This window comes from Ralstonia soli (assembly GCF_023955655.1).
GTDB lineage: Bacteria > Pseudomonadota > Gammaproteobacteria > Burkholderiales > Burkholderiaceae > Ralstonia > Ralstonia soli.
This window is the reverse complement of sequence record NZ_JAMXHT010000004.1, coordinates 463,341-477,134: the sequence shown is the minus strand read 5'-3', so window position 1 is coordinate 477,134 and position 13,794 is coordinate 463,341. Positions and strand designations below refer to the sequence as shown.

Genomic DNA, 13,794 nt, shown 5'->3' with positions numbered 1-13,794 from the left:
TATTGGCTTATTGGTACTGGGCGCAAAGTTGGCGGACCGCATCGACCACGCGGTCCACATCGGAATCTTCCATGCCGGCAAACATCGGCAGCGTGACGATCGCGCGGCCGATGCGTTCGGCCACCGGGAACATACCCGGCTTCCAGCCGAGTTCGCGATACAGCTTGAACAGGTGGATCGGCGGATAGTGCACGCCCGCGCCGATGCCCAGCGCCTTCAGCCCGGCCATGAAGCCGGCGCGATCGACCTTCAGGCGATCCAGCGGCAGCACGATCTGGAACATGTGCCAGTTGGTGTGCGTGAAGTTTTCCACCGGCAGCTCGACACCGAACGATTCGATGTCGGCCGCGCGCATGGCAGCAAAGTAGCGGCGGGCGAGCGCAGCGCGGCGGGCCGTGACGGCTTCAAGCTGCGCGAACTGGCCCAGCCCGATGGCGGCATTCACGTCCGTCAGGTTGAACTTGCCGCCCACCAGGTCAACTTCCATGCCGTCGAAGCCGGTGCGCGCGACGCCCTGCAGGCGGTACTTTTCGGCCAGCACGGCTTCTTCGGGCGTGTTCAGCACCAGCGCGCCGCCCTCGATGGTGGTGATGTTCTTGTTGGCCTGGAAGCTGAAGCTGACCAGGTCACCAATCTCGCCGATGCGCTTGTCGCCCCAGCGTGAGCCGATGGCCTGCGCGGCGTCTTCCACCACGCGCAGCTTGTGGCGGCGGGCGATGTCGTACAGGCGGTCCATGTCGACCGGCAAGCCAGACAGGTAGACGGGGATGATGGCCTTGGTGCGCGGTGTGATGGCGGCTTCGACCTTGTCCAGATCGATGTTGCGCGTGACCGGGTCGATGTCGGCGAAGACCGGCTTGGCGCCGACCGTCAGGATCACGTTGGATGTGGCCACCCACGAGATCGGCGTGGTGATGACCTCATCGCCCGGCCCAACGCCTGCGATGCGCAGCGCGACTTCCATCGTGGCCGTGCCGTTGGCGAAGGTGCGCACGATGCGGCCGCCGAAGTATTCCGACAGCGCCGCTTCGAAGGCGGCAACCTTCGGGCCCGAGGTGATCCAGCCCGAGCGCAGCACATCGGCCACGGCGGCGATGGTCGCTTCGTCAATGGTCGGGCGCACGAACGGCAGGAACGGTTGTGAGGAGGAGGTGTTGGGTTGCGTCATGGCTGCGGATTGGGTTGGGGCCGAGGCTGGCACATCGGCTTACGAGCGGGCCAGCACAAGCACGCCGACGAGGATGATGGCGATGCCGATCAGGCGCTGAACCGACAGGATTTCTCCAAACAGATACCACGCCAGGAAGGCATTGACCACGTAGCCCAGCGAGAGCATCGGGTACGCAATGGTCACATCCACGCGTGAGAGCCCGAGAATCCACACCACCACTGAGATGACATAGCACGACAGGCCGCCAATGATGGGCCACTGCGTTGCAAGCTTGATGCCGATCGGCAGGATGTTGTCGGCCGAAAACGCAAAGCGGCCGATGTTGTTGACGCCTGCCTTGAGCAGCAGCTGTGCGCAGGCATTGAGCATGACGCCCGTCAGGATCAACCCGAAAGTGACCAGATTCATGTGTTCTTTTGATGTTTTGCAGACTGCGGCGATTTCCCCGTGCGGATGTCTTCCATCCCGCCGCCGGGGCGCATGTTACGACAAATCGGCCTACGCGCCCCTTTCAACCGTTCATCGCGGTAAAACCTAGTTGCGCCGGACGATGACGCGACGGGCATCGCGGGCAATCACGATCATCGGTACACCCTGGGCGGCAAGCCTGTCGTAGGTACCGGGGCCCATCATCGCCACCGCCTGACCGGCGTTGCCGATTTCCCTCCAGCGCGCAATGAAGGCCTCGGTGCTCGGGACCCACTTGGAGGGCTCCTGCTGAACGCCGAAGGCCAACTCGTCCGGCTCCTGAACCATGATGGTGGCCCTGCCGAGGTAAAACGGCATTGTATGGTCCAGACGCTCCACCGCATAGAACGGCACATCCGGCTTGAGCCAGGGCTTGACGGCCGGCACGAGATCGATGCCCGACATAGAGCGCCCGAAGGCCTCGTGGCCAAGCATTGCCGCCGTAAACGTCAGGAACCACGCGCACGCGAAGACGGCGATGCTCTCAAAACGCCTGCCCGCCAAGCGGAGCGCCCACCACGTGAACACCGCTCCGGCGGCGAAAGCCACTGCCAGGAACACCGCGAAGCGCGAGAACACCGCGTTCGGGTACATGTCCGACGACATCGTCGCCACATAGCCGCTGGCCGCCAGGCCGACCAGCGCCAGCGCAAGGAAGGCCCGCAGTTGCCAGCGCCATGCGCGCTCGCTGGTGTGCTCGAGCACCAGCGCGGCCAAGATCGCCAGCGCGGGGATGATCGGGAAGATATAGCCCGGCAGCTTCGAATCGGAGATGCTGAAGAACGCGAAGATCAGGATGGCCCACAACCCGAGTACCAGCGTGGGCCGGAAACCATTGCGGGCGGTTTCGGTGCCGGAAAAGGTAAGCCGTGCCGCACCGGGCAATTGCGCGAGCCAAGGCAGGAAGCCCGCCAGCAGGAGCGGCACGAAGTACCAGAGCGGCGCGTTGCGATTGTGCACGGTCGACGTGAAGCGCTGGAAATGCTCATGCACGAAGAAGAACCAGGCGAATTCCGGGTTGCGCGCGGAAATCAGCACAAACCACGGTGCCGCGACAGCGAAGAACACGATCAGTCCGGTCAGCAGATGCAATCGTTTCCACAATGCCCAGTCGCGTGCGGCCAGCGTGTAGACCACCAGCACGAAGCCCGGCAGCACCACGCCGATCAGGCCCTTGCTCAGCACCGCCAGGGCCATCGACGCCCAGCAGACCCACATCCAGTTGCGCTGCTGGCTGCGCGTGGCGTCCGGGTGCTGTGCCAGCAGCAGCGCCGCCAATGCCATCGTCATGCAGCCGGCTACGCCCATGTCGAGCGAGTTGAAGTGCGAACCGACGTTCCACATCGGCGCACTCACCAGTACCAGCCCGGTGATCACCGCCGTCCGTTTGCCCCACCAGCGCGCCGCCGCCAGCATGGTGAAGACGATGCCCACGATGCCCGAGAGCGCAGTGAAGAGCCGCGCCTGCCAGTCGCCGATGCCGAACAGCGTGTAGGCGAGCGCCGTGCCCCACATCTGCAGGGGCGGTTTCTCGAAGTATTTGAGGGCGTTGTAGCGGATGGTCACCCAGTCGCCGGAGGTGAACATCTCGCGGGCGATTTCGGCGTAGCGGCCTTCGTCGGTGGGGATCAGGTGGCGGTAGTCCAGCGTGCCGAGCCAGATGGCCAGAAACGCGGCGGCCAGCAGCCACAGGGAAGCATTGCGCCAGGGCAGGGCAGGCGCGTGGATGGTGCGGTCGGTCGGCATGCGCTCAGGCGGGCTCGACCAGCAGCGCTGCGGCCACCTTGCGGCCTTCCAGCATCAGGATGTTGTACGTGCGGCAAGCGGCCTGGAGGTCCATGGCGTCCACGCCGATGCGCTTTTCGGTAAGCGGCACGGTCAGGCGCGGATGCGGGAAGCGCAGCTTGTTGCCGGTGCCGAAGATCACCACCTCGGCGCCCATGGCGAGCAGGCGGGCGAAGTGCTCCGGCGCCAGGTCTTCAAAGCGCGCGACGTCCCACGGCACGACGGGCCCTTCCGGCATGACCAGCACGGAGTGCTCGTAACGCACCTTGTTGATTTCGATATAGCCGTCGCCATAGGCAGTGACGGTATTGAGAATGGTGGACGAATCGGACGAGTGGAGCTTCAAGGCGGAATCCCATCAGGCGCAATGGCTGCGGCGCACACGCCGGCAGGAGCGCTAGGTTTCAGACTTGCGGGGGATCTCGCTGCGTTGCAAAAATGCCCGCCGAAGTCTGTCATAATGGGCTAAATTATATCTTTTTCCCGCCTTTGCCCGCCGCGCCACAAGCGATGTCCGGCAAGGGCGCGTGCAAAGCGCCTCGCCGTGTTTGCTTGCGCCAAGTGGTGTCACCGTCGCCGCTTTGCAGCATGACAGAGTTCTTCGCTATCCAAGCCCGCTTAACGTCGCCAGCCGCCCGTGAAAACGATCCAGAAATCCGCCAAGCTCAATAACGTCTGCTATGACATTCGCGGCCCCGTGCTCGAGAAGGCCAAGCAGATGGAGGAAGACGGCCACAAGATCATCAAACTGAACATCGGGAACCTGGCCCCGTTCGGTTTCGATGCCCCGGAAGAAATCCAGCAGGACATGATCCGCAACCTGCCGAATTCGGCGGGTTATTCGGATTCCAAGGGCATCTTCGCGGCGCGCAAGGCGGTGATGCACTACACGCAGGAACAGGGCATCAAGAACGTTACGCTGGATGACATCTACCTGGGCAACGGTGCGTCCGAGCTGATTTCGCTGGCGACCAATGCGCTGCTCGACGAGGGCGATGAACTGCTGCTGCCGGCGCCCGACTATCCGCTGTGGACGGCGGTGACCAGCCTCTCGGGCGGCACGCCGGTGCACTACACCTGCGACGAATCGAATGGCTGGATGCCCGACCTGGACGACATCCGCGCCAAGATCACGCCCAACACCAAGGGCATTGTTGTCATTAACCCGAACAATCCGACCGGCGCGTTGTACTCGGACGACCTGCTGCGCGGCATCATCGCCATTGCGCGCGAGCATGGCCTGGTGATCTTCGCCGATGAGGTGTACGACAAGGTCCTGTTCGACGACAACAAGCACACCGCGCTCGGTTCTCTGTCGGAAGATGTGCTGACCATCACGTTCAACAGCCTGTCGAAGAGCTATCGCTCGTGCGGTTACCGCGCCGGCTGGATGGTCGTGTCCGGTGACAAGCGCCCGGCCAAGGATTACATCGAAGGCCTGAACATGCTGTCGTCGATGCGCCTGTGCGCCAACGTGCCGGGCCAGTGGGCGATCCAGACCGCGCTGGGCGGTTATCAGAGCATCAAGGATCTGGTGGCGCCGGGCGGCCGCATGCGCCGTCAGCGTGACCTTGCACATGAGCTGATCACCGCCATTCCGGGCGTGACCTGCGTGAAGCCCAAGGCTGCGCTGTACATGTTCCCGCGCCTCGATCCGGCCGTGTACCCGATCGAGGATGACCAGACCTTCATCCGCCAACTGCTGGAAGAGGAACGCGTGCTGCTGGTCCAGGGCACCGGCTTCAACTGGCACTCGCCGGACCACTTCCGCATCGTCTTCCTGCCGCACGAAGACGATCTGCGCGAAGCGATTGGCCGAATTTCGCGCTTCCTGGAGCGGTACCGTCAGCGTCACGGTACTGGCATCCGGGCCGCATAACTTCGGTCATCCGCCAGATCAGTCATTGCGGGGCAGACCGAGGTGTCTGCCCTGTCTGTTTTTTGCCCTTCCGTTTCAACGATACGTCTCATGAATCCCATCAAGATCGGCCTGCTCGGGCTCGGTACCGTCGGTGGCGGTACGCTCAAGGTTCTGCAACGGAACCAGGAAGAAATCCGTCGTCGCGCGGGTCGCGGCATTGAAGTCGCCATGATTGCGGTGCGCAATCTCGACAAGGCGCGCGCCATCGTGCAGGAAGCCGGCGCGACCGTGCCGGTGGTAAGCGACCCGTTTGCGGTGGTGGATTCGCCGGAGATCGACATCGTCGTGGAGCTGATCGGCGGCTATGACCTGACACGCGAATTGGTGCTGCGCGCCATCGCCAACGGCAAGCACGTCGTGACTGCCAACAAGGCGCTGCTGGCCATGCATGGCAACGAGATCTTCAAGGCTGCCCAGGACAAGGGCGTGATGGTGGCGTTCGAGGCTGCGGTGGCCGGTGGCATCCCCATCATCAAGGCGCTGCGCGAGGGTCTGACGGCCAACCGCATCGAGTGGATCGCCGGCATCATCAACGGCACCACCAACTTCATCCTGTCGGAGATGCGCGACAAGGGCCTGGACTTCGACACGGTGTTGAAGGAAGCCCAGCGCCTGGGGTATGCCGAAGCCGATCCGACCTTCGATATCGAGGGCTTCGACGCCGCGCACAAGCTCACGCTCATGAGCGCCATCGCGTTTGGCGTGCCTGTGCAGTTCGAGCGCGCCTATGTAGAAGGCATCACCAAGCTGGAAGCCGTCGACATCCGCTACGCAGAGGAACTCGGCTACCGCATCAAGCTGCTGGGCATCACGCGCCGTACCGATGCGGGTATTGAACTGCGCGTGCACCCGACGCTGGTGCCGGCCAAACGCCTGATCGCCAACGTGGAGGGCGCGATGAACGCCGTGGTCGTCAACGGCGACGCCGTGGGCCCGACGCTGTACTACGGCAAGGGCGCCGGCGCCGAGCCGACCGCCTCGGCCGTCGTGGCCGATCTGGTGGACGTGACGCGCCTGCACACGGCGGACCCGGAACACCGCGTGCCGCATCTGGCGTTCCAGCCGGACGCGCTGTCCGACACGCCGGTGCTGCCGATCGACGAAGTGCGTTCGAGCTACTACCTGCGCATGCGCGTGGCCGACGAGACCGGCGTGCTGGCCGACATCACCCGCATCCTGGCCGAGGGCGGCATCTCGATCGACGCGATGCTGCAAAAGGAATCGCGCGAAGGCGAGCCGCAGACCGACATCATCATGCTGTCGCACGTGACGGTGGAAAAGCGCGTGAACGCTGCCATCGCCGCCATCGAAGCGCTGCCGACCGTGCTGTCGAAGGTCACGCGTATCCGCATGGAAGAACTGAACTAAGCGCAGGACACGAGCATGCAATACAGATCGACCCGCGGCCACAGCGAGCCGCAGAGTTTCTCCCGCATTCTGCTGGGCGGCCTGGCGCCGGACGGCGGCCTGTACCTGCCGGAGCAGTATCCGCAAGTCAGCGTTGAAGAACTGACCCGCTGGCGCGACCTGCCGTACGCTGATCTGGCGTTCGAGATCCTGCGCAAGTTCGCCACCGATATCCCCGAGGATGACCTGCGCGCGCTGACCCGCCGCACCTACACGCCCGAGGTCTACTGCAACGCCCGCGCCGGCGACAACACCGCCGACATCACACCGCTGCACAAACTGGGCGAGGAGGGCGGCACGTCGCTGTCGCTGCTGTGCCTGTCCAACGGCCCGACGCTGGCCTTCAAGGACATGGCGATGCAGTTGCTGGGCAACCTGTTCGAATACGCGCTCGACCGCGAGCACGCCGAGTTGAACATCCTGGGTGCCACCTCGGGCGACACCGGCAGCGCGGCCGAATACGCCATGCGAGGCAAGCGCGGCGTGCGCGTGTTCATGCTGAGCCCGCACCGCAAGATGAGTGCGTTTCAGACCGCGCAGATGTTCAGCCTGCAAGACGCGAACATCTTCAACATCGCCATCGAAGGCGTGTTCGACGACGCGCAGGACATCGTCAAGGCGGTGTCGAACGATCTGGAATACAAGGCCCGCCAGAAGATCGGCACGGTCAACTCAATCAACTGGGCACGTGTCGTCGCGCAGGTCGTGTACTACTTCAAGGGCTACCTGCTGGCGGCCCCGAAGATTGGCGACAAGGTGTCGTTCTGCGTGCCGTCGGGCAACTTCGGCAATGTCTGTGCTGGCCACATCGCGCGAATGATGGGTTTGCCGATCGACAAGCTGGTGGTTGCAACCAACGAGAACGACGTGCTCGACGAGTTCTTCCGCACCGGCACGTACCGCGTGCGTAGCGCCGCGCAGACGTACCACACGTCGAGCCCGAGCATGGACATCAGCAAGGCGTCCAACTTCGAACGCTTTGTGTTCGACCTGTTGGATCGTGACCCAGCGCGCCTCGCGCAACTCTTCCGCGACGTGGACGAAAAGGGCGGCTTCTCGATGACGGGCAAGCCGGAGTTCGACCGCATCGCCGCGTTCGGCTTCCTCTCCGGCCGCAGCACGCACGAAGATCGCGTGGGCACCATCCGCGACGTGTTTGCCACTTACGGCACGATGATCGACACCCACACCGCCGACGGCGTGAAGGTGGCGCGCGAGAACCTGACGCCAGGTGTGCCGATGGTGGTGCTGGAAACGGCGCTGCCGGCCAAGTTTGGCGACACCATCCGCGAGGCGCTGGACCGCGAGCCCGAGCGTCCCGCTGGCTACGCCGACATTGAATCGCTGCCGCAGCGCTTCGAGGTCATGCCGGCCAGTGTCGACCGTGTGAAGGCGTACATCGCTGAACACACCGGTCTGTAAGACGATGGAAGCCGTGCCGGATGACGTGGCCGGAGCCGCCTTCGAGCGCTGCCTGCACGACATCCGCGCCTGCTGCGAGTGCAAGGGCGCGCTGGCGCACGAGCCTCGCCCCGTCGTCTTGGCGGATCGCCGGGCTCGCCTGCTGATCATCGGGCAGGCGCCCGGGCGCATCGTCCACGAAACCGGCATCCCCTGGAACGACCGCTCGGGGGACCGCCTGCGTCACTGGGTGCAAATCCCGTACGACGATTTCTACGCCGACAAGCGCATCGCCGTGGTGCCGATGGGGTTCTGCTTTCCCGGCACCGGCCCGAACGGCGATTTGCCGCCGCGGCCCGAATGCGCCCCGAAATGGCATCGGCCCTTGCTGACGGCCATGCCCCAAGTGAAGCTCACGCTACTGGTCGGCACCTATGCGCAGCGTCATTACCTTGACGTGCCGCGCGACTGGTCACTCACCGACGTGGTCCGCCATGGGCCTGTTCAGGACGGGGAAGGCCGTGTGCTGTTTCCGCTGCCGCACCCGAGCCCGCGCAACCTCGCCTGGTTCAAGCACAACCCTTGGTTTGACGCGGACATCGTGCCGTCGCTGCGTACGGCACTGGCCAACGCATTCGCGTGATATGCCGGCGCTGATGCATGGCGCTGTCATAGAACCGATACAATCAAAATCTGTCCCCTGATACCGCTTTCCGCATGTCTGCCAACGATGCTGCTGCCGTCAAACCGTCTTTGCTGACGCTCGATGCGGCGCTGTCGCAACTGCTCGCCGCCGCGCGTGTTCTGCATGACACCGAAACCGTGCCGACGCTGCACGCCAATGGCCGCATCCTCGCGCAGGCCGTGCACAGCGGCCTGAACGTGCCGCCGGCCGACAACACGTCGATGGACGGCTACGCCGTGCGCGCAGCTGACATCACCGCGCCGGGCACGCGCCTGAAGGTTGCGCAGCGCATTCCCGCCGGCCACGTCGGCCAGCCGCTCAACGCAGGCGAAGCGGCGCGCATCTTCACCGGCGCGATGATCCCGCCGGGCGCCGATGCGGTGGTCATGCAGGAGCAATGCAAGGCTGACCCGGACACCAGTACCGTCACCATCGACCACGTCCCGCAATCCGGCGAGTGGATTCGCCGCGCCGGCGAGGACATCGCCACAGGCGCCGAAATCTTGCCGCGTGGCACGCGCCTGGGCGCGCAGCAATTGGGGCTGGCCGCCTCCGTCGGCTGCGCCAGTCTGCAAGTGGTGCGCCGCCCGCGCGTGGCCGTGTTCTTTACCGGCGACGAACTCGCCATGCCCGGCGAGCCACTCAAGCCTGGCGCCATCTACAACTCCAACCGCTTCACGCTGCGGGCGCTGCTGGAGAACCTCGGCTGCGACATCACCGATTTCGGCATCGTGCCCGATACGCTGCAAGCCACGCGCGAGACGCTGCGCGAGGCCGCCGAAGAGCACGACCTGATCATCACGTCCGGCGGTGTGTCGGTGGGCGAGGAAGACCATATCAAGCCCGCTGTGGAAGCCGAAGGGCGCCTGAGCCTGTGGCAGATCGCCATCAAGCCGGGCAAGCCGCTGGCCTTTGGCGAGGTGCGCCGCCCCGAAGGCATGGTGGGCGGCCCGACCGCATTCTTCATCGGCTTGCCGGGCAACCCGGTGTCGAGCTTCGTCACGTTCCTGCTGTTCGTCCGCCCGTTCATCCTGCGTCTGCAGGGCGTGGCCGACGTAGCCCCGAAGCGCATCCCGATGCGCGCCGACTTTGCGCTGCCCAAGGGCGATCGCCGCAACGAATTCCTGCGCGCGCGCATCAATGCCAACGGCGGGCTGGATCTGTTCCCGAATCAAAGCTCCGGCGTGCTGACCTCCACCGTGTGGGGCGATGGCCTGATCGACAACCCGCCCAACCAGCCGATCGTGCAGGGCGACGTCGTCAGCTTCCTGCCGTTCGCGGGCCTGGTGTAAGGAGCGATGACCATGCAGATCGAGTTGCGATTCTTTGCCAGCGTGCGCGAGCAACTGGGGACCTCACAAGAACAGGTGATCGTGCCGGACACCGTCCGCACCTTGGGCGACGTGCGCCAGTGGCTGGCCCAGCGCGGCCCCGTGTGGAGTGAAACGCTGGCCCAAGGCCGTGCGTTGCGCATGGCGCTGGACCACCAGATACTCCCTGCCGACACTGCCCTGCACGAGGGCTGCGAAGTCGCGTTCTTCCCACCCGTGACCGGCGGCTGAACCAAGGAGAACGACCATGCCCGTCCGCGTGCAGGAAGCCGACTTCGACCTTGGCGCAGAAATCGCCGCGCTGCGTGCCGGCCGCCCGAACATCGGCGCGGTGGCCAGCTTCATCGGCACCGTGCGCGACATCAACGACGGCTCCGGTGTGTCGGAGATGGAGCTGGAGCACTATCCCGGCATGACCGAAAAGGCGCTCGCCGACATCGTGAGCGCCGCCATGCAGCGTTGGGCGCTGATCGACGCGCTGGTCATCCACCGTGTCGGCAAGCTCAAGCCCGAAGACCAGATCGTGCTGGTGGCGGTGGCTTCGAAGCACCGCGGCGAATCCTTTGCCGCGTGCGAATTCATCATGGATTACCTCAAGAGCGAGGCGCCGTTCTGGAAGAAGGAGCAGACGCCCGAAGGCGCGCGCTGGGTCGACGCCCGCGTGACCGACGACAAGGCGCTCGCCCGCTGGGGGATCACCACCAGCAACGCCGCGGGTGCAACGGCAGCCCCCAACGACTACGAATAACAAGGACGCAGCCGCATGAGCGGAATGGGCTTTCTGGCGGTGGGTGTCGGGGCTGCGCTGGGAGCCTGGTTGCGGTGGGCGTTTGCGGCTCTGTGGAATGCGGTCAATCCGGCCTTGCCGTACGGCACCCTGGCAGCCAATCTGATTGGGGGCTATCTGGTCGGCGTGGCGGTGGGTTTTTTCGACACACATACGACGTTGCCGCCGGAATGGCGCTTGCTAGTCATCACTGGGTTTCTGGGCGGGTTGACGACGTTCTCGACATTTTCCAGCGAGGTCGTCGCCAACATCCTGGCCGGCGACTACGGCATTGGCGTGCTGCATGTCGTGGCGCATCTGGGCGGTTCGCTGTTCCTCACGATGCTTGGCCTCTGGACGGTGCGCACGTTCAGTTGATCGCGCGGCGGGTTTCGCGATCTCCTTGCGAATGAGAAGTTCGGTTCACATACTGGTAGTGCCTGCGGCGGCGTAGGGACGGGCAGTATCGGCGGCTGCCGCGGGTTGTCTTGTGTTGTTCCATCGTTGTTCCATCCATAACGAGAAGGAGACGCAATGAAACCCACCCGAACGGCGCGCCTGCGACGGCATGTGTCGGCTCGCAATCTCATGGCAGCGGGTGCTGTACTGCTGGCCGGCTGCGGCGTATTGAGCGCCTGCGGCGGCGGCAACGACGGCAACAACGTGCCGGGCAATATCAAGCCCGCCTTTGCCGGCAAGGTCACCATCAACCACTACGACGGCGTATCTGACGACCTGCTGACCGCCGGCCTGGGCGCCAGCGGCCTGGCCTCCGCTACCGCGCCCACTGTGGCGAATGCGACAGCGCCCACGGCAGCCGAGCTGCGCCGCCTGGCGATCTATGCCAACTACCGCGCGCTGGTCGACACGGCGGCCAAGGGCGGCTACGGGGCGCTCTACGGCCCGAACGTCGACGCCAGCGGCAACGTTACGCAGGGCAATGGCATGATCGCCGGCAGCGAGTACATCGCCTATTCCGATGACGGCACGGGCCAGCAGAACGTCGTGCTGCTCGTGCAGATTCCGGACGCCTTCGACGTCAGCAACCCCTGCATCATCACCGCCACCTCATCGGGCTCGCGCGGCATCTATGGGGCGATTTCCACCGGCGAATGGGGCCTCAAGCGCAAGTGCGCCGTCGCCTATACCGACAAGGGCACCGGCGCCGGCCCGCACGACTTGGCGACCGACACCGTTGCGCTGCAGGATGGCACGCGCACCACACGCAGCGCGGCGGGTTCCAACGCGCACTTTGCCGCGCCGCTCACCAGCAGCCAGCTCGCCGCCTTCAACGCGGCCACGCCGAATCGGCTGGCGTTCAAGCATGCGCACTCGCAGCGCAATCCCGAGAAGGACTGGGGCCTGTTCACGCTGCAGGCCGTGCAGTTCGCGTTCTGGGCCATCAACGACAAGATCGCGCCCACCAACGGTCCGATCAGCGGCAGCGCGTTGCCGGTGCGCCCGAACAACACCATCGTCATCGCCTCGAGCATCTCCAACGGCGGCGGTGCGGCCATCGCGGCGGCGGAGCAGGACACCGGCGGCTGGATCGACGGTGTGGCCGTGGGCGAGCCCGGGCTGAACCTGCCGGCCAATACCGGTGTGCAGGTGGTGCGCGGTGGCACGACCCTGCCGACGACCGGCAAACCGCTCTTCGATTACGTCAGCTACGCCAACCTCTTCCGGCTGTGCGCGGCATCGTCGGTCAGTGTGTCGACGGCACCCGCGCAGGCGTTTTTCGCCAGCCTGCCGACGTTCCCAGCCGGCGTGCAGGCCAATCGCTGTGCTGCGCTCAAAAACGCCGGGCTGCTGTCGTCGACGACGGCGGCTGCCCAGGCTGACGAAGCCCTGCAGAAGATGCGCGCCTATGGCTGGGAGCCCGAGTCGGACCTGGTGCACGCGTCGATGTCGTTCTACGAGATCGACCCCTCGGTGGCGACCACCTTCGGCAATGCGCTGTCACGCGCGAGCGTGACGGACAACCTGTGCGGCCTGAGTTTTGCCGCCACCGATGCGGCGTTCCACCCGACGGCCGTGAACGCTACGTCGCTCGCGCAGATGGCGGCGCTGGGCAACGGCATTCCGCCCACCTCCGGCGTGCAGCTGGTCAACAACAGCGCGCAGGGCGGGCCGACGCGCAGCAACCAGTCGGTGGATTCCACCGGCATGCAGGCCGCCAACCTGGATGGCGCGCTGTGTCTGCGCAACCTGCTTACGGGCGCGGATGCTGCCTCGCAATCGCTGCAGACCGGCATCAGCCAGACGCTGCGCACCGGCAACCTGCAGGGCAAGCCCGCGCTGATCGTGCAGGGGCGCAACGACGCGCTGCTGCCGGTCAACCACGGCGCCCGGCCGTACTTGGGGCTCAACGCGAAGGTGGAGGGCGGATCGAGCAGGCTCTCGTATATCGAAGTGATGAATGCGCAGCATTTCGACGGCTTCATCGACCTGGTACCGGGCTATGACACGCTGTTCGTGCCGCTGGTGCTGTACGAGCAACGCGCGCTCGACGCGATGTATGCGTTCCTGAAGAACGGCACGCCGTTGCCGCCCTCGCAAGTGGTGCGCACGACGCCGCGCGGTGGCACGCCCGGAGCTGCTCCGGCCATCAGCGCGATCAATGTGCCGAACTTCACCAGCACGCCCACGGCGGGCGACCGCATCTCGGTCAGCGTGTCGGGTGGCGTAGCAACCGTATCCGTACCGAATTGATGCGATAGCCCAAGACGGTTCAGAAGCACTTCGGGCGGCGGCGCGTCGGCAGGCGCGCCGCCGTTTGATTTGGCACAAATCTGCGTAAAAACCGCCGTTTCGGTGCTTGAAATGCCACCGATGCTCCCTATCTTTCGGATCAGTGAA

The 13,794-nt window shown here is 64.9% G+C and carries 13 protein-coding genes; 9 read left to right on the top strand and 4 right to left on the bottom strand.

The genetic code is table 11. The features are described 5' to 3' along the window. Positions 1-7: 7 nt before the first annotated feature. The 4 genes from NG900_RS12495 to NG900_RS12480 form a co-directional block, all read right to left on the bottom strand. Complete coding sequence (locus NG900_RS12495; RefSeq protein WP_252680632.1) at positions 8-1,168, bottom strand: DegT/DnrJ/EryC1/StrS family aminotransferase; 1,161 nt, start codon at positions 1,166-1,168, stop codon at positions 8-10. A gap of 39 nt (positions 1,169-1,207) precedes the next feature. Next, a complete protein-coding gene (locus NG900_RS12490) occupies positions 1,208-1,579 on the bottom strand; it encodes an SMR family transporter (protein ID WP_252680630.1) in 372 nt (123 codons plus the stop codon). A gap of 126 nt (positions 1,580-1,705) precedes the next feature. Beyond that, entirely contained in the window at positions 1,706-3,385 is a 1,680-nt protein-coding gene (locus tag NG900_RS12485; protein ID WP_252680628.1) for a glycosyltransferase family 39 protein, read from the bottom strand. A 4-nt stretch (positions 3,386-3,389) separates the two neighbouring features. Next, on the bottom strand, positions 3,390-3,770 hold the full coding sequence (locus NG900_RS12480; protein WP_252680626.1) for an Mth938-like domain-containing protein: 381 nt from the start codon (positions 3,768-3,770) through the stop codon (positions 3,390-3,392). Between the two features lie 291 nt (positions 3,771-4,061). On the opposite strand from NG900_RS12480, the gene NG900_RS12475 reads away from it, so the two are divergent. The 9 genes from NG900_RS12475 to NG900_RS12435 all read left to right on the top strand — a co-directional run bounded on the left by NG900_RS12475 (position 4,062) and on the right by NG900_RS12435 (position 13,647). Next, complete coding sequence (locus NG900_RS12475; RefSeq protein ID WP_252680624.1) at positions 4,062-5,303, top strand: pyridoxal phosphate-dependent aminotransferase; 1,242 nt, start codon at positions 4,062-4,064, stop codon at positions 5,301-5,303. A 90-nt stretch (positions 5,304-5,393) separates the two neighbouring features. Continuing rightward, positions 5,394-6,713, top strand: a complete 1,320-nt coding sequence (locus NG900_RS12470) for a homoserine dehydrogenase (RefSeq protein ID WP_252680622.1) — start codon at positions 5,394-5,396, stop codon at positions 6,711-6,713. Positions 6,714-6,728: 15 nt separating this feature from the next. After that, complete coding sequence (thrC, locus tag NG900_RS12465) at positions 6,729-8,174, top strand: threonine synthase (RefSeq protein WP_252680620.1); 1,446 nt, start codon at positions 6,729-6,731, stop codon at positions 8,172-8,174. A gap of 4 nt (positions 8,175-8,178) precedes the next feature. Beyond that, complete coding sequence (locus tag NG900_RS12460) at positions 8,179-8,796, top strand: uracil-DNA glycosylase family protein (protein WP_252680618.1); 618 nt, start codon at positions 8,179-8,181, stop codon at positions 8,794-8,796. Between the two features lie 74 nt (positions 8,797-8,870). Beyond that, the gene (locus NG900_RS12455; protein WP_252680616.1) at positions 8,871-10,130 is read left to right on the top strand and encodes a molybdopterin molybdotransferase MoeA; all 1,260 of its coding nucleotides are present in this window, start codon (positions 8,871-8,873) and stop codon (positions 10,128-10,130) included. 12 nt (positions 10,131-10,142) lie between these two features. Continuing rightward, positions 10,143-10,400, top strand: a complete 258-nt coding sequence (gene moaD, locus NG900_RS12450; RefSeq protein WP_252680614.1) for a molybdopterin converting factor subunit 1 — start codon at positions 10,143-10,145, stop codon at positions 10,398-10,400. A gap of 16 nt (positions 10,401-10,416) precedes the next feature. Next, positions 10,417-10,917 carry a molybdenum cofactor biosynthesis protein MoaE gene (locus NG900_RS12445; protein ID WP_252680612.1) on the top strand — a complete coding sequence of 167 codons (501 nt, stop codon included), beginning with the start codon at positions 10,417-10,419 and terminating at the stop codon, positions 10,915-10,917. 15 nt (positions 10,918-10,932) lie between these two features. Continuing rightward, positions 10,933-11,313, top strand: coding sequence for a fluoride efflux transporter CrcB (gene crcB, locus NG900_RS12440; RefSeq protein WP_252680611.1), 381 nt, complete (start codon positions 10,933-10,935; stop codon positions 11,311-11,313). 156 nt (positions 11,314-11,469) lie between these two features. Further along, positions 11,470-13,647 carry a D-(-)-3-hydroxybutyrate oligomer hydrolase gene (locus NG900_RS12435; RefSeq protein WP_252680609.1) on the top strand — a complete coding sequence of 726 codons (2,178 nt, stop codon included), beginning with the start codon at positions 11,470-11,472 and terminating at the stop codon, positions 13,645-13,647. Positions 13,648-13,794: the final 147 nt, after the last annotated feature.